The following is a 25420-nucleotide window of genomic DNA, read 5'->3' on the forward strand; positions in this document are numbered from 1 at the left end:
CTTTTTACGACGGCCACATACAAAAAAGGCTTTGCCATTACAGCAAAGCCTTTTAAATATTCTGGCAAGTCAGATTAATCTAAATTTGATTAACCTAAATTGGCATTAACCGATGTGCGTTACGCCGCCCATGTATGGTTGAAGTACTGTTGGGATAGCAATACGGCCATCTGCTTCTTGGTTGTTCTCAAGAATAGCAACCATAGTACGGCCAACAGCAAGACCAGAACCGTTAAGAGTGTGTACAAGTTCAGGTTTCTTCTCGCCTTTACGACGGAAACGAGCTTGCATACGACGCGCTTGGAAATCCCACATGTTTGAACAAGAAGAGATTTCACGGTATGTCTCTTGTGCTGGAACCCAGACTTCTAAGTCGTAAGTTTTCGCAGAACCGAAGCCCATGTCACCCGTACATAGAATCACTTTACGGTAAGGAAGCTCTAGAAGTTGAAGTACTTTCTCAGCGTGACCTGTTAGCTCTTCAAGCGCTGCCATTGAGTCTTCTGGCTTAGTAATTTGTACTAATTCAACTTTGTCGAATTGGTGCATACGGATAAGACCACGAGTGTCACGTCCGTAAGAACCCGCTTCAGAACGGAAACATGGAGTGTGAGCTGTCATCTTAAGTGGCAGTTCAGCTTCATCAGTAATCGTGTCACGAACCATGTTCGTTACCGGTACTTCCGCAGTAGGGATAAGCGATAGCGTCTTAAGCGGTACATCACTTACTTGCTCAGTTAGCGGGCTTGTGTGGAACAAGTCTTCGCCGAACTTAGGAAGTTGACCAGTACCGTATAGGCTATCGTGGTTCACTAGGTACGGTACGTACATTTCTGTATAGCCGTGCTCATCAGTGTGAAGGTCCAGCATGAACTGAGCAATAGCACGGTGTAGACGTGCGAATTTGCCTTTCATCACGATGAAACGAGAACCAGAGATTTTAACTGCGCTAGCAAAATCAAGACCGCCAGACATTTCGCCAAGATCAACGTGATCTTTCACTTCGAAGTCGTAAGTCTTAGGTTGACCCCAACGAGAAACTTCTACGTTGTCGTCTTCATCTTTACCATCTGGCACTTCTGCGTCAGGTAGGTTAGGAATCGACATTGTGATCGTTTCTAGCTCAGATTGAAGCTCAGCCAATGTTACTTTAGCTTGGTCTAGTTCTGCGCCTAAGTTGCCTACTTCTGCAAGGATACGCTCAGCTTCTTCATGGTCGCCTTTTGCTTTCGCTTGACCAATGGACTTCGATCGAGAGTTACGTAACGCTTGTAGCTCTTCAGTTTTCATCTGAAGGGACTTACGTTTTTCTTCAAGTTCACGAATTGTCTCTACATCAAGGGTGAAGCCTCGACGTGCTAATTTTGCCGCTGTTTCATCCAGCTCAGCTCGAAGTAATTTAGAATCCAGCATTGCTAATCCTATGCTTTAGTTATTTGAATATTCAGTAGATTGCTACTGAATCACTGCTAAACCCCTAAAATTGGTGCTATTTCGACCAATTTATAACGATTTAATTGAATTTTTATGACTAGGTAACGATATCCAAAAAAGACTACTTTTCATAGCGTTTTTGTGGGCTTTTTGCGTCCAAATCCGCCAGATAATCTAGCTTCTCGCCAATTTTGGTCTCTAAGCCTCGTTTTGTTGGGAAATAGTATTGTGTTTCGCCCAGTTCAGGCGGCAAATACTTTTCTCCAGCGGCGTAGGCACCTGGTTCATCATGAGCATAACGGTATTCTTGCCCGTAGCCCATGTCCTTCATCAAAGTTGTGGGTGCATTACGTAAATGATGAGGGACTTCATATTCAGGTAGGTTGTGAGCATCCGTTAAGGCTTGCTTCCAAGCCGTGTAAACAGCATTACTCTTTGGCGCGCACGCTAGATAGACAACCGCCTGCGCAATCGCACGCTCCCCTTCAGCAGGACCTATGCGTGTAAAACAATCCCAAGCTGACATCGCGACCTGCATTGCGCGTGGGTCAGCATTACCGATATCTTCAGAAGCAATCGCCAGCAAACGTCTTACGATATACAAAGGGTCACAACCCGCTGCAATCATTCGCGCCGACCAATACAACGCAGCATCAGGATTAGAGCCACGAATCGACTTGTGAACGGCAGAGATTAGGTCGTACCAAATATCACCCTTGTTATCGAAACGAGCAACCTTCTCGCCAGCCACTTCAGCTAACAATTGCAACGTTATCGCTTTCTCGCCCTTATCGTTGTCTTCTGCCATGTCATACAGCAGCTCAAGATAGTTGAGCGACATACGCGCATCACCGTTGACCAGTTCAGCAAGACGATCCAATACGTTATCAGCAAAATCAGCCGACACATCACCCAGACCACGCTGTTTATCTTCAATGGCTTGGCGAATGACGAGGGAGATATCCTCAGTATTAAGCGAAGTCAGTTTGTAGACACGCGCACGTGATAACAAAGCGTTGTTTAACTCAAAAGAAGGGTTTTCTGTGGTCGCGCCGATAAACGTAACCGTGCCATCTTCGATATGAGGTAAGAACGCATCTTGCTGACTTTTATTAAAGCGATGGACTTCGTCCACAAATAAAATCGTTCTACGCCCTGCTTGCTTGTTCTCACGCGCTTTTTCAATGGCGATTCGAATGTCTTTTACACCCGAGGTCACCGCAGATACACGTTCTACTTCTGCATTGGCGTAATTTGCTGCCACCTCTGCCAGCGTGGTTTTACCGGTGCCAGGAGGCCCCCATAAAATCATGGAATGAATATGGCCCGCCTCCAACGCTCTGCGAAGGGGTTTACCTGGACCTAATATATGCTGCTGACCGATGTACTGTTCAACAGTTTCAGGTCTCATACGTGCAGCAAGGGGACGAAAATCTTCGTCCCCTGCAAAATCTAAGCTGTAATTACTCAATTGCAATCTCTTGATTCGTTGATGGCATCAATGCCTATCGACTGACTACCAAACGATCTGCCAGTTTGGATCAGTTTCTTTGGTCGTCGACCTCGACACCTTCCGGCGCCACAAAAGTAAAGCGGTCTGCAGCAGGTTTACCTAAGTCAACATTGCTAAAGATAAACTCGCCTTTCTGACCGTCTTGTTCAATCACATTAAAGCCCTGAACAATGCCCTTTTCAGTAATGTTAATCTGGAAATCACCCTGATTAGAATCCACAGCCGTTGGCGTTAGCGTAAATTGGTTACCCGTTTGCGCGACGTTGTAGTTGTCCCAATCACTTTCTTGGTTACGAGTCAGTAATACAAAAGGTGTTTGTGATGTGGCTTGTTCTTGCCAGTAAATGCTCACTTGCTCAATGAACGGACTGTAGTACCACAAGCTTTGGCCGTCAGATACCAGTAGGTTTTCATCAGGGAAAGTTGTTTCCCAGCGGAATAAGCTTGGGCGTACGATCTCTACTGTGCCCTCGCCTTCCATCACAACATCACCGTCAGGGCTGGTGACAACTTGTTTAAAGTCAGCGCTAAAACCTGCATTCAGCGACAAGCGGCTACTCAACTCTTCTTTCGGAGAAGCAAATACTGAGAAGCTCATAAATAAAAGTGCGAATACTTTTTTCATCAATAGTCCTGTTAAATCATAAGTCGGTCATGTTTGGGCTTTGACCGACTGAATAGTTATGAGTTCCTATCGGAACTAATCTTTTGGTGGCGCTGGCGCCAAGACTTCTCGGTTACCGTTATGCCCTGGAGCACTTACAATACCTTGAGCTTCTAATTGCTCGACAATTCGTGCGGCACGGTTATAGCCAATTTTGAATCGACGTTGCACACCAGAAACCGAACCTCGGCGTGAATGAACCACGTGCTCTACGACTTGATCAAACAGAGGATCGACTTCTTCATCGCCTTCCATCTTCTCACCCGGTAATAGTGTTTCTGGGGTTTGGTCGCCGTTAGTGATCTCATCAATGTAGTTTGGCTTACCACGCGCTTTCCAGTTATTCACGACCGCGTGTACATCATCATCAGATGCAAATGCACCGTGTACACGAGTTGTGTGGCTTGAACCCGGTGGTAAGTACAACATATCACCCATACCAAGTAATGACTCAGCACCACCTTGGTCAAGAATGGTTCGAGAGTCTGTTTTAGTCGATACAGTAAAGGCTACACGTGTCGGGATATTGGCCTTAATAAGACCCGTAATAACATCAACCGAAGGACGTTGAGTTGCTAAGATCAAATGGACACCAGCAGCACGTGCTTTCTGCGCCAAACGAGCAATCAATTCTTCAACTTTCTTACCCACTACCATGATTAAATCGGCGAATTCATCGACGACAACCACGATGTAAGGCAGTTTTTCCAATAATGGTGCTTCAGGGTCCATGCTGTCGCCCGGCTTCCACAGTGGATCATGAATTGGGTGACCGGCTTCCGCGGCCATCTTCAATTTGTCGTTGTAGCCTTTAATGTTACGAACACCAAGCGCCGACATCAGCTTGTAACGACGTTCCATTTCGCCTACGCACCAACGAAGGGCGTTAGACGCATCTTTCATGTCAGTCACAACTTCAGACAACAGATGTGGAATACCTTCATAGATAGACAATTCCAACATTTTCGGGTCAATCATGATGAAACGAACGTCTTCAGGCGATGCCTTGTAAAGCATACTCAAGATCATCACGTTCACACCCACCGACTTACCAGAACCGGTGGTACCCGCGACAAGAACGTGTGGCATTTTCGATAGGTCAGCAATAACCGCTTCACCAGCAATGTCTTGTCCTAGAACAACCGTTGTTGGTGATTTCGCTTCTTGGAACTGAGGGCTAGCAACCACATCAGAGAAGAACACCGTTTGACGACTCATGTTCGGCAGTTCTAAGCCAACATAAGGTTTACCCGGTATTACCTCTACGACACGCACTGCCAATGCAGAAAGTGAGCGTGCTAAATCCATAGAAAGGCCAGAAATACGACTTACTTTCACACCCGGTGCGAGGTCTAGCTCAAATCGAGTGATGACAGGACCAGGGAAAATATCAACCACATCAGCTTTGATCTTGTAATCCGCTAGTTTAGATTCAACCAAACGAGCGATGGCTTCGAGCGCATCACGATCAATAAAGGTTTCACGCTTTTCAGGGTGGAACAACAATTCAAGCGTTGGCAAAGGTTCTGCGGGTTTAGGCAAGTTAACATCTTGCTGAACGAGGAACGGGTTTTGCGCTGCAGCCATGTTAGCTTGTGCTTCAGAGACAATGTTTTGGAATGCTGCTACGTCTTGGTCTGGATGTACAGGTTCTTCTTCTGTTACCTCTTCCCAAGGAAGTTCAACAACTGGTGCTTGGTTCTGCTCAGTTGTTTGCGTCAGCTCTTGTTCATAAGATGACGAAGCAAGTGGCTCTTCATCATTATCAATAGGCTCATCAGCGTCTAGCTCTGAATTAGGTTCAAAGCTTTGCTCTTCCGTTGTCTCGAAAGGCGTTGAGAATTCTTGTGGTGTTTCTTCTATTTCACCCATTGGCGAAGCGTATAGAGATTCTGGTTGCACATCTTCAGTATCGAACTCGTTATTTACTTCTGGTGAGTTATCCATTACTGGTTCTGCACTTTCAACAACCGTTTCAGTAAGATGAACTGCTGGTTGCTCATCCTGCATGTATTGCTGATACGCGACCTGAGATTCATGCGCATCAACCTGTTCCTGCTCAGCAAGATCATCTTCATACATAGCCGCATTTTCTAACTGCTCAATAGTCGCGTTCAACTGTTTAGAACGTTCGACACCTTCTTCTAAAGGCTCTTCTGGCGATTGGTAAACTGGTGCAGCAGGAACCTGCTGTTGCTCAACTTGTTGAGGCTGAATCTGAGGTTGTTCTTGGACAGAAGCTTCTTGCTTAGCCGGCGCATCGACTGGCATGTGAATATTGTAATGACGCTTCGGCGATGCAGTATTGTCTAATACATCCGCAGTATCAGAAGAGTCATTGGTCGCAGAGAAGCTCAGTGCCGGATCTAGTGGATCATGCACTGTTGATTCTTTGTTGTCTTCGATAGCAGGGACATCGCGGTAAGTAGGCTCTTGATGCTGCTGATGACGTTCTTCGATTAGATCTCGGTCTGCCGACTCTCTTAATTGTGGCTCAAGCAACTCTTGGTCTTCACCACGCGCTTTATTAACAGCTGAGGTAAACAGCTTAATCGCACATTCACCCAACCATTCAACGATACTCAGCCAAGAAATACCCGTTAATAGAGTAAAACCAGCACCCCACAAGAAAAGAAGAACCAGTGTACTGCCAAGAACGTTAAGCGTTGGGAGCGCAAGACTTGTTAATACGTCGCCAACCACGCCGCCTGATGAAAAGTACCAGATATCATCAAAGTTGATATCCGCTAACCCACAGCTGGTAAGAATAAGCACCGTTAAACCAAGTAAGCGAGTGCCCCACAACATGAAGTCGATTTGTTCGTCTTCATTACGCTTACGGAACAATACCCATGCTGCAACCGTCACCAATATAGGAAGCGGGTAAGCCAGTGAACCAAACACAAAGAAAAGCGTATCCGCCAACCATGCACCTAGGTAGCCACCCGCATTCTGAATGTCACCACCCCACGCCGTTTGCGACCATGATGGGTCTGCAGGACTAAAAGTTAATAACGCAACGGCAAGTAGAATAGAGAAGAGAACACCCAAAATCAGGCTGCACTCTTTGAGACGCTGAGAACCATTCAAACGAGGAGACTGAGGCTCTTCACTCGTTTTAATGATTGTTTCTACTTTATTACTGCTCTGCTTGAACATAAACCAACTTAATAATTAAACGGGATAAAAACATAGCGAACGGCACGAACCATTCGTTTTCATGAAACTACTGTTGATTTAACCATATCAAACAGAAAAACCCAATTCCAGAAAGCAAGAAAGCGGAACAAATGTCCGCTTTCTTTCATTTCACCAATTGTGATTAACGAGTTTTAATCACAAGTTGATTAGTTTGTTTCACTTCTTCCATTACAACGTAAGTACGAGTGTCGTTTACGCCTGGTAGACGCAGTAACGTATCACCGAGCAACTTACGGTAAGCACCCATGTCCGATACACGTGTTTTTAGAAGATAGTCAAAATCACCCGACACTAAATGACACTCTTGGATGTCATCCAGTTTCTGCACAGCGGTGTTGAATTGTTCGAACACATCTGGCGCACCACGGTTCAAAGTAATTTCAACAAACACTAAAAGTGAAGCATCAAGGTACTGTGGGTTCAGCAATGCTGTGTACCCAGTAATGTAACCTTGACGTTCTAAACGACGAACACGCTCAAGACATGGAGTAGGAGAAAGTCCTACTCGCTTTGAGAGTTCAACGTTTGAGATACGACCGTCTTTTTGCAACTCATTAAGAATGTTGCGGTCAATACGATCTAGTTCCTTGGACGGCTTCTTATAATTGTCTGCCATTTTTTATTCCACCTTATTACTTCCTTGCAAAAAAATATACTACAACTTTTTAATATTCGGTATCAAATTCTACCTGAACCTATCTATACTAGATATTAATTCGACAGAATTACCCTACACATAGATAAAACAACCATAATATAATAAGGAGTCAGGATGATCATTGGCGTACCTAAGGAAATCAAGAACCACGAATACCGCGTTGGTATGACCCCTGCTAGCGTGAGAGAACTAATCTCACATAGTCACCAAGTTTTTGTTGAAACCAATGCCGGTACTGGTATCGGCTTTTCAGACGATGATTACATCGCTGTAGGCGCATCCATTCTTCCTACTGCTGCTGACGTTTTCGCGAAAGCAGAGATGATTGTAAAGGTTAAAGAACCTCAAGCTGTCGAGCGAGCTATGCTTCGTGAAGGGCAAATATTATTTACCTATTTACACCTTGCACCAGATTTTCCACAAACGGAAGAGCTAATCAAGAGCAAAGCTGTCTGCGTAGCCTATGAGACTGTAACAGATAATATGGGTCGCTTGCCACTATTAGCACCAATGTCTGAAGTCGCTGGTCGCATGTCTATTCAAGCAGGTGCACAAACACTAGAAAAATCTAACGGTGGTTGTGGTCTTCTTCTTGGCGGCGTTCCTGGTGTTGAGCCAGCGAAAGTTGTTGTAGTTGGCGGCGGCGTTGTTGGTGCTAACGCAGCACGCATGGCTGTTGGCCTTCGCGCAGACGTAACCATTCTTGATCGCAACGTAGATACGCTTCGTCGTCTTGATGAAGAATTCCAAGGTCGCGCAAAAGTGGTTTATTCTACTGAAGACGCTATTGAGAAGCATGTTCTAGAAGCAGACCTAGTGATTGGTGCAGTACTAATCCCAGGCGCAGCCGCTCCTAAACTTGTTACAAAAGATCACATCGCTAAGATGAAGCCAGGTTCAGCGGTTGTTGATGTTGCAATCGACCAAGGTGGTTGTTTTGAAACTTCACATGCAACGACTCACGCCGATCCAACTTACATCGTTGATGACGTAGTTCACTACTGTGTTGCTAACATGCCAGGTGCCGTTGCTCGTACTTCTACTTACGCACTAAACAATGCAACACTTCCTTACATTGTTAAGCTAGCGAACAAAGGCTACCGCGAAGCACTTCTATCTGATGAAGGTTTCCTAGAAGGTCTAAACGTAATCCACGGTAAAGTGACTTGTAAAGAAGTTGCAGAAAGCTTTGACCTAGAATACGTAGCGCCTGCAGAAGCAATCGCAATGTTTAACTAATGATGTAATGACTAACTGAACGCAATGACCTTCTCGTTGAAGCGTTCAGTTAACTCATACTCATTAAACAAAAAGCCAGTACGACATAATGTCGCGCTGGCTTTTTTGTATTTATAGTTTTTTTATGTTTATAAGTTTATTTTGCATTCATGAGTTTGGATCATAAAAACACGTACCAGTGCTGTTTACCGCTAGCCCTCGATTTTAACCCCATGAATCAATAAGTTTCTTGGCGTTATACTGCGCTCACAAAACTCTTCAATCGAAGCTTCATAGCCTTGCTCTTGTAGATAGATGGCACGGTCTAAGGCCAACCATATCTCTAATGGTCGTCTAAAGACTTGCTGAACCAAACTCAGCTTTTCCATTTCCCAGAAAAGCGCTTCACCTTGAACAAGATAGGGTTCAAAGTCGATATCGGAGTCAAGAGGTAACTTTTTCACTTCAGATGCCCAGTAACAAAATGATTCAAAGCCTTCGGATAGCTCTGATTTCTTGATGCTCGGTACAGGAACGTACTCGTCGACACCAAGTTCACCTTTAAGTAGTTGGCTAAAGCCTAATCGGTAACTCATTTCTAACTGACGGTGTCTCTTGACCCTTTCACCACCGGTGACGGTTTCTTGAAGCGGGATTCTTAAATCACTTTTACTTAGAGTTAATGCAGAGCTTTTCGCGACGGAAGACAGGGCTTGGTAGGTTTCACCACGAATAAGATGGTAGCAACATGGGGAAATGGTCACTGCTGGAAGCCCATGTGAAACAGATTTTTTCACTAGTTCAACATGAAGATCACCACAAGCGTGAAGAGCAACAGCATGTTGATTCGAATTAAACACCCGATCTGCCTCTTTTGAAAACGCGTCACCTTGAACAAAGCTCATATTTAGATGTTGAGCATCTGCAATCTTTTGCCCGCTTTCACACAATGACTGTTGCCACTCAAAGCTAGTGACCTTTTGATCTGATTGCTGAGATAAGATTCGACCGAGAAAGCCTTTGCCGGAGCACCATTCAAGCCACTCTTTACCATGATGATGCTCTAATGAAGCCTCACCCATCGCGACGATTTGTTGCAGCTTTCTGCCGGGAATACCATCGGCAGTACCACGCGGAAGATCAAGCCCAACTAAGACCGAATGATCAAACTGGATATTTTGATTCGCAGTCTCTAATTCAGGAAGAAAACGGATAAGTTCCTCAATCAACAATTGAGGTTGCTCTTTCAGAATCTGGATGTTCTCGATACTCAAGCTATTCAACCAATCAACAAGAGGGCGATTCACATCAACCCATGGCTGTTGCTGAGTTTGGCATAGGTGAAAAGGTTCAGAACGCCAATAAACTTGGTGTTCTAACAGGAATGAGTCGAGAATTGTAAATCGTGAATGCATGCTTCCCCCTATGGTGCGAGGATTGTAGGGGTAAGAGACCAAAATAGAAAGGTTCGATAGTAAGAGAACAAAAACGGCAGCAAAAGCCAGGAAGAAAAACGGCCTTTGAATACAGGCCGGATAAGAACCTAGAGTTACATGATGAGATTAACGAACAGGCAGTTCGATATCTTTAAACATCTCTTCAATTTCGTCATTCGATTTAAGAGAAATAGCTTGCTCAACCACAGGGCGAGTGAGATGCGGTGCAAAACGCTCCATGAAATCGAACATGTAAGAACGTAAGAACGTACCCTTTCTAAAGCCAATACTTGTGGTACTAGCACCAAACAAGTGGCTTGCATCAATGGCAACCAAATCGGTGTCTTGCTCGTGATCAATCGCCATACTTGCAATCACGCCTACGCCAATCCCCATGCGAACATAAGTTTTAATGACATCAGCATCGGTAGCCGTGAATACAACACGTGGAGTCAGGCCAACCTTATTGAACGCGGTGTCAAGTTCTGAGCGCCCAGTAAAGCCGAAGACATAAGTCACTAGAGAGTATGCCGCAAGGTCTTCAATTGACACTAATTTCTTTTGGGCTAGAGGGTGATCTTTGGTGACAACAATCGAGCGATTCCAGTGATAACAAGGCAGCATAATCGCGTCTTGATATAAGTGAAGTGCTTCGGTCGCAATGGCAAAGTTAGCCGTGCCTTTCGCTACCGCTTCTGACATTTGGCTTGGCGTTCCTTGGTGCATGTGAAGCGACACTTTAGGATAACGAGCAGTGAAGCCCTTAATCACATCAGGCAGAGCATAACGAGCTTGGGTGTGCGTCGTTGAAATGTTTAATGTACCCATTTCAGGATGAGTGTGTTCACCAGCAACAGCTTTAATGCTTTCAACACGAGCGAGAATCTCTTGAGAGATACGAATAATATCTTCGCCAGCCTGAGTCACCTGCGTTAAGTGTTTACCACTACGCTCGAAAATCTGAATGCCCAACTCATCTTCTAGCAATCTAACTTGCTTACTAATACCAGGCTGTGATGTGTATAGACTCTCTGCGGTCGCAGACACATTTAGGTTATGGTTTAGAACCTCAACAATGTACTTCAGTTGCTGTAACTTCATATCTAACCTCGTAATCCTTTACTCATTTATGTGCTAACTTATTTGCAAAGAGAGCGTCATAGTCTCGTGTAATATAATTAATAGTTATAACGCTTCATGCACTAAATTGATAGAAAAATTGAGTTTTTATAGGTTAACAAACAAAAACATCAGTATCGCTTTGCAACCAACTCCTCATTCTCATACATTAATAGGTAAATTTTGATTGCCGATTGCGCTCAACAAGAGATAATCAGAAATCGCAATTTACGAGTGCCGATACACAATGGAATCGTGTATCCTCTCTAGTTAGCTATAGAAAACAACAAGCAGACACAAATATATGAATATTGGTTTAATAATCGCCTTAGTCGCCGTTCTTTTGGTGTTGGTTTTAGGCTACAACATCATGCTTCAATACAAAGTTAAGGTAGAAACAGCGAAGAAACAGGAAGCTTCTCGTTATCTAACCATTATTGACGGAACCGAAGAGTTGATTGGCAATGCGCACCACATGCCTTTTAGCCAAGACCTTCTTATATGCTTAAACAACCGAATCCTTGATGCACTTGAAAATATGTATCAGCTCGATCCTAAGAATAAGCAACTCCTGCAACGAATCGAAAGTGTAAAACAGCAGATCACCCAGCTAAAAGAGAACTACCAAGGTGGCGAAAGTACCACTTTCCGTGTTCCTAGCAGTGATAAGCAAGCAATCATGATGCTTAAGTTGGTTAAACGCCTTCGCGATACGGTTCGTAACGAACACAATAAAGGCCGCTTTGATACTCAAGCTTACGTGGTTGAAAATGCTCGCCTAGAAACGATCCAGATTCGTATCAACATTGAAAACGTGATCAAACGTGCTAACGATTCAATTTCTCGCGGGCAACCAGGTACTGCGATTCAGCTATTACGCAAAGGTATCGATGCTTTAGCGACGAAGAACGACGCGTACTCTAATCAAGCAAAAGAAAAACTTCAGAATATGTTGAACGAGCTTGATCAGAAACGCCAAGACAAAAATGCTCAAGACTTACAGCAAATGGAATCTAAAGAGCGTGACGACGATATGGATGCCCTATTCGGTCAGAAGAAGAAATGGTAACCGTCTAACTCAAACACAAAAAGGCCGCCTCATTTACATTAAATAGGCGGCCTTTTTTGTGCCTAGTGAATTTCCTTTCTCTGTATAGGGAGATCTCATGAGCTGTGATAAAATCGCGAATTATCAACAAACTTGCCCCGACCATGTATCAAGAATTATTAGCCCCTATACACTCTTTTCTTAAAGCTGAAACGCCAGATTCATGGATAGATGAAGCCAAGAAGCCTGAAAACCTTCATATCATTTTACGCGATCACATGCTTTGTGAACTCAAGGCCGCTCAAAGTGCTTTGTTCCTTATCCGCAAGTATGCGGTAGATAAAGAAAGCGCGAAGCAGCTGAATGAATGGATTTTGCCATACGAGCAATTTGCTTATCGTCGTATCGGAGACTTGGAGTCTCTACGTGGTAAAAGTAACGTATCGAAGCAAATCACAGCAAAAGAAGGCTGTAATTACGGCGCCGACTTGATCGATAAAATGGTGCTGCTAATTAAAGAAGAACTGCATCACTTTTATCAAGTCATGGAATTGATGGTAAAAAAAGGCGTGACGTATCAACCGATTGAAGCGGGTCGTTATGCCAAAGGTTTAATCAAGCAAGTGAAAACTTACGAGCCAGACGCTCTGGTTGATAAACTGATTATTGGCGCCTTTATTGAAGCTCGCTCTTGTGAACGCTTTGCTAAACTAGCACCCTTCTTAGAAGAAGACATGGAGAAGTTTTATGTGTCTCTACTTCGCTCAGAGGCGCGTCACTATCAGGACTATCTTGAACTCGCTGAGCAAATCGCAGGGAAAGATATCTCTGAGCGTATTGCTCACTTTGCGCAGGTTGAAGCTGACTTAATCACTTCCGAAGACAGCGACTTCAAATTTCATAGCGGCGCTCCGGTTTAAGCTCAGCACAGAAAGTCCGAACCAGTTGATATCTCGTCAGTAAATAAGAAGGCCAGCAAATTGCTGGCCTTCTTCATTCGTATCGCTATCTAAAAATAACTTAAACTAGCGTGCTGTTGATTTCAGCAAGTACTGCTGCAGGATCTGCTGCTTGAGTAATTGGACGACCGATAACTAAGTAGTCTGAGCCAGCTTGAATTGCTTGAACTGGCGTCATAATACGCTTCTGGTCACCTACGTCAGCGCCTACAGGGCGAATACCAGGGGTAACAAGCTTGAACTCTTTACCCAACTCACCTTTCAACAATGAAGCTTCTTGAGCAGAACATACAACGCCATCTAGACCTGAGTTTTTAGTCAAAGACGCCAAGCGCATTACCTGCTCTTGTGGTTGAATGTTCAAACCAATACCAGCCAAATCAGACTGTTCCATGCTGGTTAACACGGTAACTCCGATAAGTAATGGACGATCTTTACCGTAAGGTTCTAGAATTTCGCGTGAAGCCGTCATCATACGCTCGCCACCGCTCGCGTGTACGTTCACCATCCACACGCCCATCTCAGCAGCAGCACGTACCGCTTTTGAACATGTATTTGGAATGTCGTGGAACTTAAGGTCTAAGAATACTGAGAAACCACGTTTATGTAATTCACGGACAAATTCAGGGCCAAACAGGGTAAACATCTCTTTACCGACTTTTAAGCGGCAAGACGCTGGATCGATACGATCAACAAAGGCTAATGCATCCGCTTGGTTGTCATAATCCAATGCTACAATGATTTTTTGGTCGTTCATTTCATCTCCTAACGCAGTTAACTTTCTTTAAATAATCACTACAAGTAGTAGCGACAAATAACAGTCATAAAAATGCAGCCCGAAAGCTGCAATTATTAATTTGGTCTAACAATGACCACAAATCTATTCACCATCTAGCCCACGAATAGGCTTGATCGTCCCCCACCCTTTACATGAAGGGCAGTGCCAATACATCGAGTGTGTCGAGAAACCACACTGACGACAGCGGTAATGGGGTTTAACTTTAAGTTGTTCACCAACCATAGATTGAAGAGTCGTTAGACTGTCTTTCGCACGACCTTCTTCTGCTTCAGCAAGATGATAATCGATTAATCGATAGAAGCCTTTCATGGTTGGGTTTTTAACCAGTTGCTTAGTCAGCAGCTCTTGAGCAGAGCCAACATCTTCGTGATGGGCAACCAACTGAGCAAGCATCAATTCAGCCGAAACACCGGCTTTCTTTTGAATACAGGCTTTTAGGAATTCAACAAGTTCTGCCTCTTGGCCAAGCTTGTGGTAACACTCAGCAAGGGTTGGAAGCACCTCACTAATAAAATCGATATCTTGCTCAAGCACCGACTCAAGACAGGTAATCGTCTTCTGGTAATCTTCATTCGCTAAATGGAACTTACCCAAAGCAATACTGGCACGAACACATTTAGGGTCTTCAGAGAGCGCTTTTTTAAAATGCTGAAGAGCCTTAGAACGATTACCCTCGGCTTGCTCTTGCATTGCAAGCTCACACCAAAAGTGTGCAACAGTTGCACGCATCTTTCTTTTTTTCTTACCAAGCTTAACGAGAATATTGCCGTAATGGATCGCCTTATTCCACTCTCGAGTTTGCTGATAAATAGCGACAAGCTGCTGCAAAGCACCCTCTTTATGATCAGGTTCTTCTACAAGCTGTTCAAAGATTTTTTCAGCGCGATCGAGGAAACCAGAGACCATATAGTCTTTTGCGAGTTGTTGCAGTGCGAGGTTTTTTTGATCGAGAGTGAGCCCCGAACGAGAGATAAGATTTTGGTGAATTCGAATAGCTCGATCCACCTCACCTCTTGAGCGAAATAGATTACCCAACGCCAAGTGAGTATCAATGGTTTCATTGTCTACTTGAAGCAGTTCGATAAAGTGATCGACCGCTTTGTCAGATTGGTCCGACAACAATAGGTTCAAACCCGTCACATATTGACGGGAGATCTGGTGTGATTGCTTTTGTTTTTCTTGCTGAGCATTACGATTACCCATATACCAACCGTAAGCGGCTGCAATAGGTAAAAGTAAGAACAGTAACTCTAACATCAAATATAGCCTTAAGCTTTAGTTGCAGCAGCGACCTGCTTTGATTGCTTATTGACTTGTTTTTTCAAGCGATGAATTTTCAGCTGAGAACGCATGTGCATATTACCAAAGACTAACCAAGCAAGGCCAAAGCCTGAAACGAAGACAACACCTAATAAGCTCGATAAGTGGAAGTCACCTTGTGCTAGCAGATAATTGAAGTTCACAGTGGTTTGGTTCTGAGAGCCTAAAGCCAGTGCAATTAGGAAAAGTGCGATAACGGCGACTATTTTTATAATTTTCATAGTTCATCACTCATTGGTTGGTTAGCTGTACGATTATGCAGGAAAATTGCTAATCAGACCACCATATTATGGTCATAAAAAAGCGGCATACATTATAGTATGCCGCTTTTCTTAATTCCGATAAGTGGACTACAATCCTGAATTTACTCGTTCTCGTAGCTCTTTACCTGGTTTAAAGTGAGGAACGTATTTACCTTCCAGCTCTACCTTGTCGCCAGTCTTTGGATTACGTCCAACACGAGGCTCACGGTAGTGAAGAGAAAAGCTACCAAAACCGCGAATTTCGATTCGGTCACCACTTTCTAGTGTTGAAGCCATGTGCTCTAAAATGTCTTTTACAGCGTCTTCAATTTCTTTTGCAGAAAGGTGCGTTTGCTCAGCGCACAGTCTTTCAATCAATTCAGACTTAGTCATAGTTACCCTCGTTGGTTTTCTTTTTAGAAATTATAGACCTATCGGAAAAATAAGCAAAAAAAAAGGAGCCTTACGGCTCCTTCTTAGCGAAAAATTAAATTATTCGCCTTTAGCAGCTTTGAATGCGTCTGCCATTGCGTTACCGAACGCGCCTTCATCAGACTTGTTCAGTGAAGCCATTGCTTCTTGCTCATCAGCTTCATCTTTAGCTTTGATAGATAGGTTGATTACGCGGTTCTTACGGTCTACACCAGTGAACTTCGCTTCAACGCTGTCGCCAACGCTTAGGATTAGAGATGCATCTTCGATACGGTCACGAGAAACTTCAGAAGCACGTAGGTAGCCTTCAACGCCTTCGATTAGCTCGATAGTAGCGCCTTTAGCGTCAACTGCAGTTACAGTACCGTTTACAAGAACACCTTTCTTGTTGTCAGCAACGTATGCGTTGAACGGGTCGTTTTCCATTTGCTTAACGCCAAGAGAAATACGCTCACGCTCTGCATCTACTGCTAGAACAACAGCAGAGATTTCGTCGCCTTTCTTGTATTCACGTACAGCTTCTTCGCCGGCAGCGTTCCAAGAAATGTCAGATAGGTGTACAAGACCGTCGATACCGCCTTCTAGACCGATGAAGATACCAAAGTCAGTGATAGACTTGATCTTACCAGTAACTTTGTCGCCCTTAGCTTGCATTTCTGCAAATGACTGCCATGGGTTAGCTTTACACTGTTTCAGACCTAGAGAGATACGACGACGTTCTTCGTCGATATCAAGAACCATAACCTCAACTTCGTCGCCAACATTAACAACTTTAGAAGGGTGGATGTTCTTGTTAGTCCAATCCATTTCAGAAACGTGTACTAGACCTTCAACGCCTTCTTCGATTTCAACGAAGCAGCCGTAGTCAGTTAGGTTCGTAACACGACCAGAAAGCTTGTGACCTTCTGGGTAACGCTTAGCGATTGCTACCCATGGATCTTCGCCTAGTTGCTTAAGACCTAGTGAAACACGAGTGCGCTCACGATCGAACTTAAGAACTTTAACTAGGATTTCGTCACCAACGTTAACGATCTCTGATGGGTGCTTAACACGCTTCCAAGCCATATCTGTGATATGTAGAAGACCGTCAACACCGCCAAGATCAACGAATGCACCGTAGTCAGTAAGGTTCTTAACGATACCTTTAACTTCAGTACCTTCTTGTAGAGTTTCAAGAAGTTCGTCACGCTCAACACTGTTTTCAGATTCGATAACAGCACGACGAGAAACAACAACGTTGTTACGCTTCTGGTCTAGCTTGATTACTTTGAACTCTAGCTCTTTGTTTTCTAGGTGAGCAGTGTCACGGATAGGACGTACGTCTACTAGAGAACCTGGAAGGAAAGCACGGATACCGTTAAGTTCAACAGTGAAACCGCCTTTAACTTTACCGTTGATGATACCAACAACAGTTTCAGCTTCTTCACAAGCTTTCTCAAGTACGATCCAAGCTTCGTGACGCTTAGCTTTCTCACGAGAAAGTTGAGTCTCACCGAAACCATCTTCAACAGCGTCTAGAGCTACGTCTACTTCAGCACCAACTTCAACTTCAAGTTCGCCAGCAGCGTTCTTGAATTGTTCAGCAGGGATAGCAGATTCAGACTTAAGACCAGCATCTACAAGAACGAAACCGTTCTCGATAGCTACTACAGTACCTTTAACGATGCTGCCTTGTTGGAATTCAGTTTCAGATAGAAACTCTTCAAAGAGTTGAGCAAAAGATTCAGTCATTATTTAATCTTCAATAATTAAACGTCCATGGGTATCCTACCGCATGGGGTTGATAAATTCGCCGGTCATCATCCTTGCGACCAACGTTCGTACTAGCTCGGCGAAATTACCCAGCCAGTTTCGATTCAATATAGTGTAGTGCTTTTTCTACTACTTGTTCGATGTTCATCGAAGTAGAATCAAGCACAAGCGCATCCTCAGCTGGGCGTAATGGCGCAACTGGGCGATTACGATCTCGGTCGTCTCGCTCTTGGATCTCGCTCAAAAGGTCGTCAAATTTAACATCTAACCCCTTCTCTTGCAACTGTTTAAGGCGGCGGTTCGCACGCTCTTCAGCACTTGCATCTAAAAATATTTTCGCTTCAGCTTCAACAAATACAACGGTTCCCATGTCACGACCGTCTGCAACTAAACCGGGAGCTGCGCTAAAAGCACGCTGACGACGCAGCAGTGCTTCACGAACGCGAGGTAAAGCTGCTACTTTTGAAGCAGCCATGCCAGTTTCTTCTTTACGAAGTTCACCAGACACGTCTTCGCCTTCCAAGATAACCTTAACCAAGTCACCTTCAGCAATAAACTGTACATCGAGGTGAGTAGCAAGCGGTACCAAAGCATCTTCTGATTCAGTATCTACACCGTGGTGAATTGCCGCTAAAGCCAGTACGCGATAGATCGCACCGGAGTCTAGAAGATGAAAACCTAGCTTGTCTGCTAGTAACATACACAGGGTACCTTTACCTGCACCACTTGGTCCATCAACCGTAATCACTGGGCTTTGAGAAGGCATCTTTTACTCCACGTTTTGTCGTAAGTTGTATTCTGTACTAGCAGATCGCCACTACTTTATAGGCGGCATATTATAAAGAAAAATTGAAAGTCGAGCGAGGTAATTCTCAGATAATTCAGAGTTGATGATGCATAAGCGAATGCAACCGACTCAATATCCCCTAGCTTAGTTCAATAAAACACACATATACGTTCTGTAGACGTAAAAAAGCCCCGCAATAAGCGAGGCTCTGGGATTTTAGTAGAGCAAAGAAGTAGTAGCTCAAAGAAGCTTAACCAATAATGGCGCGAACGGCTTCTAGGTCTTCTGGCGTGTCAACACCCGCAGCAGGCGCTTCAGCCGCAACGTCTACATGGATTTTCTCTCCGTACCACAGCACTCGTAGTTGCTCTAGGCACTCAATACGCTCAAGGGTACTTGGTTCCCAATTGATGTAAGTATTGATAAAACCCGCACGGTAAGCGTAGATGCCAATATGACGTAGTAAAGGCGATTCCGCCGCTGTACCATTGTTCGCGTAAGCATCACGATCCCAAGGAATCGTTGCTCGGCTAAAATACAGTGCGTAACCGTCTTTATCCGTTACTACTTTCACAGCGTTAGGATTAAACACTTCATCAGCGTGAGTAATTTCTACACCTAGCGTTGCCATTGGTGCTGTGCTATTCGCCAGGTTATTTGCAACCTGATTAATAATTGCAGGTGGGATAAGAGGCTCATCACCCTGAACATTCACGATAATATGGTCATCGGGAATGTTCATCACTTCAATCACTTCAGCTAAACGCTCTGTACCTGATTCGTGATTCGGAGATGTCATACAAACGGTTGCACCAAATGCTTTAGCCGCTTTCTCAACTCGAGCATCATCGGTAGCGATAATAACTTTATCAGCGCCCGCCTTCATTGACTGTTCGTAAACCCATTGAATCATCGGCTTTCCACCAATATCAGCCAATGGTTTTCCTGGCAAACGACTCGATTGGTATCTTGCCGGAATGACAACCGTAAACGACATTACTTACCCTCATCCATTGAAACGGTACGAGCTTCAGGCTCCAGAAGAACAGGAATCCCCTCTTTGATTGGGTAAGCTAGGCGGTCAATTTTACAAACAAGCTCTTGCTTATCCTTGTCAAAAGTTAGTTTACCTTTACATACAGGGCAAGCAACGATCTCAAGCAGACGGTGATCCATAGTATTCCATAACCTCTTTTATTCTTTTTAAAATTTGCTGTTGCGAATCTTCATCAAACTGTGCAGAAACTGGAAGATACCACCAGTTTTCTTGCGCATAGTCTTCGCATTTAACAGCGTCTTTTTCTGTCATAATCATGTTCATACCTTTCTTTGCTAAGGCATGAAGTTCATCTTTATCAAAATCTTGATGGTCGGCGAAACCCTGTGTGAAAACCACATCACCATCAAGATCTTCTAATGTTTTAAAAAAGCGCGGTGGATGACCAATACCAGCAAAAGCCACCAGCTTTTGCAATTTTTCTACTGGTACTTTCTGACCCGTCTTAAGGTTAACAGCTTGGCTTGGTAACAAAGACATCGAGAATTCACGGCCTTGAGGTTTACCGCCATTGTTAACCAAAAAATCCACGGTATCTAAGCGTGATATAGGCTCTCTTAATGGCCCTAAAGGAATGAGGTATTCACTACCAAAGCGTCTCGCACCATCGATAACCGCAAATTCAATATCACGTTCAAGGGCATAATGCTGAAGGCCGTCATCAGTAATAATGACATTAACACCTTCGCTCAGCAAAGCCTTCACTGCATTTGCACGGATAGGATCAACCGCTACAGGCGCACCCGTTCGCTTTCGAATCAACCGTGGTTCATCACCTGAATGTTCGGCAGGTGTATTCTCGTCAAGCACTAATGGATAACTAGGGGCTTTCGCGCCATAACCTCGAGAAACCACACCAGGTTTGAAACCATTGGCTTGGAGCATCTCTACTAACCAGATAACCACTGGTGTTTTACCATTGCCACCCGCGGTAATGTTACCAACAACGATCACAGGCAAAGGTGGGCGATAGGTTTCTTTCTTCCCAGAGAGATACGCTTCGCGACGTTGACCGCTGATCATTTTGAACAACAGACTCAACGGCCACAACAGTGGCCAGAGAAGGTATTTTAACGGGTGATTGTTAAACCAAATTTTTTCGATCAAAACGAAGCCTAATCTTATTCGCCAAACTGGATTCGGTGTAATTGAGCATAAGCACCGTCATGTGCGATTAACTCAGCATGCGGACCTCGTTCAACAATATGACCATCGTCTACAACCAAAATTTCGTCAGCTTGCTCAATCGTTGATAATCGGTGTGCAATAACCAGTACCGTTTTATCTTTTTGTAGCTCATCTAAAGCAGATTGAATGGCTCTTTCTGATTCCGTATCCAAAGCCGATGTTGCTTCATCTAGGATCAGAACTGGCGCTTCTCTTAACAACGCTCGTGCAATTGCAATACGCTGTCTTTGTCCACCAGATAAGCTTGCACCGTTCTCACCAACAATTGTATCGATGCCGTTTTCCATGCCTTCGATAAATTCAGTGGCGTGAGCAAGCTTAGCTGCATGTTCAATTTGTTCGCGTGAGTAAACCTCACCAGCTGCATACGCAATGTTATTGGCGACCGTATCGTTGAACAGATGGACATTTTGAGAAACAAGAGCAAAATGCTCTCGAAGATTTTTCAGCTCATAATCTCGGATATCATGTCCATCGAGTTCAATGGTTCCTGAATCCACATCATAAAAACGAGTAAATAGGTTGGCAATAGTACTCTTACCAGAACCAGAACGCCCGACCAGCGCGACCGTTTTACCTTTCGGTATGTTGAAGCTCACCTTATCGAGCGCTGGTTTCTCTGTGCCCTCGTAAGTAAACGTCACATCTTTTACAGCAACTTCACCACTTACGGTTGCAGGTTTCAACGTACCTTTGTTTTGTTCTGTGTCGAGATCCATCAAACCAAATAGAGTCGTACTCGCCGCCATACCGCGTTGGAACTCAGACGTCACGTTAGTCAATGCTTTGAGTGGACGTAGCAAACCGAACATAGCCGAGAACACAACCGTGAACGTACCAGCCGTTAGTTCAGCTTTAATAGACTCGACACTCGCTAAGTAAAGAACAACCACAATCGCGATCGAAGCAATCATCTGAATAATCGGGTTCGCTGCAGCTTGAGCTGTTACCAACTTCATGCTTTGTTGGCGCATCTGATTACTAACGGTATCGAAGCGACCTCTTTCTAGGTCTTGACCACCGTAAGTTAGGACCACCTTATGACCTTTCAGCATTTGTTCTGCTGAAGAAGCCACGTGACCCATGCTGGTTTGCATGTTCTTAGAAATCTTTCTGAATCTCTTCGATACAATGCTAATTGCCCAAGCTACAAAAGGAGCAACAGCAAATAGCACCAAAGACAACTGCCAGCTATTCCAGAACATCAGCGTCAACAGGCCAATGATACTGGCACCTTCACGGACAATACTGACCAAAGCCTTACTGGTTGCAGCAGAGACTTGCTCTGAATCGTAAGTAATTCGAGATAGCAGTGCGCCCGTTTGCTCTTTATCAAAGAAAGACACAGGCATATGCATGAAATGGCTGAAAATTTTACGTCGAATCTCCATCACCACATTGCCAGAGACCCAGCTCAAGCAATAGGTTGATACGAAGCCACTCACACCACGAATGAACATCATGGCAAAGATAATAATAGGGAGCGTGCGTAAAAAGTCAGATTCAGCGTTACCAAAGCCTTCATCAAGTAATGGCTTTAGTAATGAAATCATATAAGTATCAGAGACGGCATTTATAATAAGCGCAATAACCGCAACACCAAGGCCAGCCTTATACAGTCGAATATAAGTCCAAAGTCTTTTAAATGTGACCCAAGTGGTTTCATCTGTTTCTGTTGACATAGAATCGCTTAATTTTCTCACAATAATCTATCTATTCTACTCCCTTACGGAGCATCTGCCTATACCACTGCCTCCCCTGATGTTCTCTAATCGTATGATATTTCCAACCTTCCTTACTGATTGTGATGGTTATTTGTCCACTTTCGCCCGTATCTAGCCATGTACTATCAGCCTCTCGATAGCGGTCGACGACAGATTGGCTAGGCATCCCCCACTGGTTTCCTTTAGACAATGAAGCGATGGCTAACTGTGAAGAAACAGCCTCGATAAATCGAGCAATAGAAGAGGTTGAACTACCATGATGGGGAACCAACATCACGTCACTTTTGAGCCGCATAGCTTCGCGTGCAAGTAACCACTCACTGACCAATTCAATATCTCCGGTAAGAAGCATAGAAAACTCCGTGCTTGGCTCATAGGTGCGCACAACACATGAATGAGGGTTATATGCTCTTTCAACACTTTTGGGCGGCCACAACACCTCAAACTCAACACCTTGCCAACGCCAAGACTCTCCAATCACACAAGCTTGATAAGCAAACGTAGACTGACTACTGAGCGAGACTGGAGGTTTAAGTTTTTGGCTAGCGCGTATCCATTTAGGGTTGTAGTGAGAAAATAATGCCTGATATCCACCAGCATGGTCAGCATCAAAATGACTGATAATCACTCCATCAAGCTCCTTAATTCCTCTTCTTTCTATCGTAGGTATCAATAGCGACTCGACCACAGAACCGCCCGGCCAAGCATTACCTAGATCATAAACAACAATCCGGTTATTTTTTTGAAGAACAACCGACAAGCCATGTCCAACATCTAAAACATCGACTCTCAACACTTCTGGTTTGAGCTTTCCAAATCCCCACCACAAAACAAATACGGCACTGGCGAAAAACATCATTTTACGATGGAAGTAATGACGTAACAGACCGAATAGAAAAATGAAAAACACGAACAAAGCAGCGAGTTCATCATCAACCGTAAGCCAAAAACGTTCAGAGAAAGGAAGAGCGAAAACAACGGGAGTGAGCGATAAATCCACCAGAGCCCACAAATAACCAACGATATTGTTCTCAGCCCAAATTGATTCAAATATTAAGCTGATAAACATCGCTAAGAACAACAAAGGAATCGTTACTATCGAAACCCAAGGCAACAGGAAAAAGTTGTATAACACCGAGACCAAACTGAACCCTTGAAAGAACAGCATTGAAAAAGGAGCCAGTAACAACGTCAGCATTAACTGGATTTTGAATAGCTTGAAGAGTTTTGTGAGTAGAGGTTTTTTGTAAGAAGAAAGATGAGTATTGGAAGCAATATAAAGAACGGCTGCTAACGCTCCAAATGAGAGCCAGAAGCTACTCGAAAGTACCGAAAATGGCCAAATCAACAAAACGACACAGAGACTCAAGGCCACATATCGAATCAAACTTATATTTTGACCTCGCCAAAGGAAATAGCTCGCAATGATGCACATAGTTAGCGCCCTAAGCGTTGGCAAAGTAAACCCTGCAAACCAACTATAAAAATACGCGAGCCCAAGACCAAATACAGTCGGAAGCCAAATTAAATGCGATACCCCTAACCTAAAGACTCTCCCCAACTGGTAACCGATGCCAAAAGCAATGCCAATGTGTAATCCCGAGATCGCCATTAAGTGAACAAGCCCACTGCTCTTAAGCAGATCCCAACGCTGTGATTGAATGAATTCCCTATAACCAAAGCTCAACGCCACAATCAGATCAGAGTTATCCAGCTGGCTGATCGTTGTCAAAGTCCTTTCAAACCATCGAGCACGCAAGTTTGTACTAGAATGAATGCTAAAGCTTGTTCCGGCTTGATAGGTAGCATTAGCAACGATTCTTTCACTGAACAGATATTTTTCTAGATCAAATCCGGCCTCGTTAAGTTTTCCAAAAACCGGTTTCATTGATACAGAGAGATGAACCTGATCTCCAAGTGTTAGCTTGAAAGGAGTAAACAAACGCAATTTTATCAATTGTGGAAAGATTAATTTTTCGCCGCCAATTGATCTAACTACTATTACGCTTTCAAAACCGTGGCTATTTTCACTAAAAAGGCTAACAATCGAAGCATTTATGGTAATATTCTGGCCAGATTGAAATAACTGACTTGTTTGTATTTTGATTGCATTCCCAAGGCAGGTAACTAGTATCAATGCAGTGACTGGACCTCTTGCACACCGGAAAACGCTATACTTTATTAATGTGAAAAGTAACAACAGCATTAATGGTGCCCAAACCCAATGTGGCATCACAGGCCAAAAGCTGGCAGACACAACTGTCGCAGCAAATGAAATTAAGAACCAAGTGTTAAACAAGAGAGTAGCTTCCTCCTATGCCAAGAAAGTTTATCAAACGATTTATGCCTGACCATGAGCTCATCAAGCGTCAGAAAGCATTGAAAATTTTTGGCAATGTTTTGTACAACCCCAACTTATGGTGCCTTAATCGTCGCTCTGCGGCTGGCGCGTTCGCTGTTGGGTTATTCATGGCGTTTGTCCCTTTACCAAGTCAAATGATTATGTCTGCAGGCCTTGCTGTTGCATGTGGTGTTAACCTACCGCTGTCTGTCGCCTTGGTTTGGATCAGTAATCCCGTGACTATGCCGGTACTGTTCTACTTTGCTTATAAAGTAGGCGCGTTTGTTATGCATGTGCCGCCTCAAGCTTTCCACTTTGAATTGTCTTGGGATTTCATCTTGGCGCAAATGAGCACCATCGGACCTCCGTTCCTATTAGGTTGCATGATTTGCGGCGTTATCTCTGCGATGATTGGCTACTTTGGTATTCGTGGGTTATGGCGCTATTCAGTCGTAAGAAGCTGGAAAAAACGACAAGCAAGGTACTGAAACTATCGTTGGATGTGGGTGAATTGAAACTCACACTATG

At 44.1% G+C, this 25420-nt stretch carries 22 protein-coding genes; 4 read left to right on the forward strand and 18 right to left on the reverse strand.

Annotation, left to right across the window (positions count from 1 at the left end):
• Positions 1 to 105: 105 nt before the first annotated feature.
• The 5 genes from serS to lrp all read right to left on the reverse strand — a co-directional run bounded on the left by serS (position 106) and on the right by lrp (position 7428).
• Positions 106 to 1413, reverse strand: coding sequence for a serine--tRNA ligase (serS, locus tag OW495_RS10830; RefSeq protein WP_004734554.1), 1308 nt, complete (start codon positions 1411 to 1413; stop codon positions 106 to 108).
• A 142-nt stretch (positions 1414 to 1555) separates the two neighbouring features.
• Positions 1556 to 2911 carry a replication-associated recombination protein A gene (locus OW495_RS10835; RefSeq protein ID WP_276329652.1) on the reverse strand — a complete coding sequence of 452 codons (1356 nt, stop codon included), beginning with the start codon at positions 2909 to 2911 and terminating at the stop codon, positions 1556 to 1558.
• A gap of 64 nt (positions 2912 to 2975) precedes the next feature.
• Complete coding sequence (gene lolA, locus OW495_RS10840) at positions 2976 to 3572, reverse strand: outer membrane lipoprotein chaperone LolA (RefSeq protein WP_102514386.1); 597 nt, start codon at positions 3570 to 3572, stop codon at positions 2976 to 2978.
• Positions 3573 to 3647: 75 nt separating this feature from the next.
• Complete coding sequence (locus tag OW495_RS10845) at positions 3648 to 6770, reverse strand: DNA translocase FtsK 4TM domain-containing protein (RefSeq protein WP_102514387.1); 3123 nt, start codon at positions 6768 to 6770, stop codon at positions 3648 to 3650.
• A gap of 163 nt (positions 6771 to 6933) precedes the next feature.
• Entirely contained in the window at positions 6934 to 7428 is a 495-nt protein-coding gene (gene lrp, locus OW495_RS10850) for a leucine-responsive transcriptional regulator Lrp (RefSeq protein WP_004734558.1), read from the reverse strand.
• Positions 7429 to 7584: 156 nt separating this feature from the next.
• Between lrp and ald the strand changes: the two genes are divergently transcribed.
• Complete coding sequence (ald, locus tag OW495_RS10855; RefSeq protein WP_017107652.1) at positions 7585 to 8709, forward strand: alanine dehydrogenase; 1125 nt, start codon at positions 7585 to 7587, stop codon at positions 8707 to 8709.
• 191 nt (positions 8710 to 8900) lie between these two features.
• On the opposite strand, the gene OW495_RS10860 is transcribed toward ald, so the two are convergent.
• A complete protein-coding gene (locus OW495_RS10860) occupies positions 8901 to 10103 on the reverse strand; it encodes a methyltransferase (RefSeq protein WP_102514388.1) in 1203 nt (400 codons plus the stop codon).
• A gap of 147 nt (positions 10104 to 10250) precedes the next feature.
• Positions 10251 to 11225: an HTH-type transcriptional regulator CysB gene (gene cysB, locus OW495_RS10865; RefSeq protein WP_017109939.1), complete on the reverse strand. Its 975-nt coding sequence runs from the start codon at positions 11223 to 11225 to the stop codon at positions 10251 to 10253.
• Between the two features lie 322 nt (positions 11226 to 11547).
• On the opposite strand from cysB, the gene OW495_RS10870 reads away from it, so the two are divergent.
• Together OW495_RS10870 and miaE are read left to right on the forward strand one after the other, a co-directional pair.
• Positions 11548 to 12312: a hypothetical protein gene (locus tag OW495_RS10870; protein ID WP_017107649.1), complete on the forward strand. Its 765-nt coding sequence runs from the start codon at positions 11548 to 11550 to the stop codon at positions 12310 to 12312.
• Between the two features lie 104 nt (positions 12313 to 12416).
• Entirely contained in the window at positions 12417 to 13211 is a 795-nt protein-coding gene (gene miaE / locus OW495_RS10875; RefSeq protein ID WP_269194707.1) for a tRNA isopentenyl-2-thiomethyl-A-37 hydroxylase MiaE, read from the forward strand.
• A gap of 100 nt (positions 13212 to 13311) precedes the next feature.
• On the opposite strand, the gene pyrF is transcribed toward miaE, so the two are convergent.
• The 11 genes from pyrF to OW495_RS10930 form a co-directional block, all read right to left on the reverse strand.
• The gene (gene pyrF / locus OW495_RS10880; protein WP_017109942.1) at positions 13312 to 14007 is read right to left on the reverse strand and encodes an orotidine-5'-phosphate decarboxylase; all 696 of its coding nucleotides are present in this window, start codon (positions 14005 to 14007) and stop codon (positions 13312 to 13314) included.
• A 123-nt stretch (positions 14008 to 14130) separates the two neighbouring features.
• A complete protein-coding gene (gene lapB / locus OW495_RS10885; protein WP_029225966.1) occupies positions 14131 to 15306 on the reverse strand; it encodes a lipopolysaccharide assembly protein LapB in 1176 nt (391 codons plus the stop codon).
• An 11-nt stretch (positions 15307 to 15317) separates the two neighbouring features.
• Entirely contained in the window at positions 15318 to 15590 is a 273-nt protein-coding gene (locus tag OW495_RS10890; protein WP_017107645.1) for a lipopolysaccharide assembly protein LapA domain-containing protein, read from the reverse strand.
• Between the two features lie 129 nt (positions 15591 to 15719).
• Positions 15720 to 16004, reverse strand: coding sequence for an integration host factor subunit beta (ihfB, locus tag OW495_RS10895; protein WP_010439923.1), 285 nt, complete (start codon positions 16002 to 16004; stop codon positions 15720 to 15722).
• Positions 16005 to 16103: 99 nt separating this feature from the next.
• The gene (gene rpsA, locus OW495_RS10900) at positions 16104 to 17774 is read right to left on the reverse strand and encodes a 30S ribosomal protein S1 (protein WP_017057038.1); all 1671 of its coding nucleotides are present in this window, start codon (positions 17772 to 17774) and stop codon (positions 16104 to 16106) included.
• Positions 17775 to 17880: 106 nt separating this feature from the next.
• Positions 17881 to 18561, reverse strand: a complete 681-nt coding sequence (cmk, locus tag OW495_RS10905) for a (d)CMP kinase (protein ID WP_017107644.1) — start codon at positions 18559 to 18561, stop codon at positions 17881 to 17883.
• A 271-nt stretch (positions 18562 to 18832) separates the two neighbouring features.
• Positions 18833 to 19579, reverse strand: a complete 747-nt coding sequence (gene kdsB / locus OW495_RS10910) for a 3-deoxy-manno-octulosonate cytidylyltransferase (RefSeq protein WP_017109945.1) — start codon at positions 19577 to 19579, stop codon at positions 18833 to 18835.
• Entirely contained in the window at positions 19579 to 19758 is a 180-nt protein-coding gene (locus OW495_RS10915; RefSeq protein ID WP_004736429.1) for a Trm112 family protein, read from the reverse strand. The genes kdsB and OW495_RS10915 overlap by 1 nt, the downstream gene beginning before the upstream one ends.
• A complete protein-coding gene (lpxK, locus tag OW495_RS10920; RefSeq protein ID WP_102514389.1) occupies positions 19739 to 20746 on the reverse strand; it encodes a tetraacyldisaccharide 4'-kinase in 1008 nt (335 codons plus the stop codon). Before lpxK ends, OW495_RS10915 begins: the two co-directional genes overlap by 20 nt.
• A 14-nt stretch (positions 20747 to 20760) precedes the next feature.
• The gene (msbA, locus tag OW495_RS10925; RefSeq protein WP_102514390.1) at positions 20761 to 22509 is read right to left on the reverse strand and encodes a lipid A ABC transporter ATP-binding protein/permease MsbA; all 1749 of its coding nucleotides are present in this window, start codon (positions 22507 to 22509) and stop codon (positions 20761 to 20763) included.
• 31 nt (positions 22510 to 22540) lie between these two features.
• Complete coding sequence (locus OW495_RS10930) at positions 22541 to 24850, reverse strand: DNA internalization-related competence protein ComEC/Rec2 (RefSeq protein WP_289886495.1); 2310 nt, start codon at positions 24848 to 24850, stop codon at positions 22541 to 22543.
• A gap of 17 nt (positions 24851 to 24867) precedes the next feature.
• Here OW495_RS10930 and OW495_RS10935 point away from each other — a divergent pair, with 17 nt between their 5' ends.
• Positions 24868 to 25380: a DUF2062 domain-containing protein gene (locus OW495_RS10935; RefSeq protein ID WP_017107639.1), complete on the forward strand. Its 513-nt coding sequence runs from the start codon at positions 24868 to 24870 to the stop codon at positions 25378 to 25380.
• Positions 25381 to 25420: the final 40 nt, after the last annotated feature.

Origin of the sequence: Vibrio sp. 14N.309.X.WAT.E.F5, assembly GCF_030397615.1 — a bacterium.
Lineage (GTDB): Bacteria > Pseudomonadota > Gammaproteobacteria > Enterobacterales > Vibrionaceae > Vibrio > Vibrio lentus.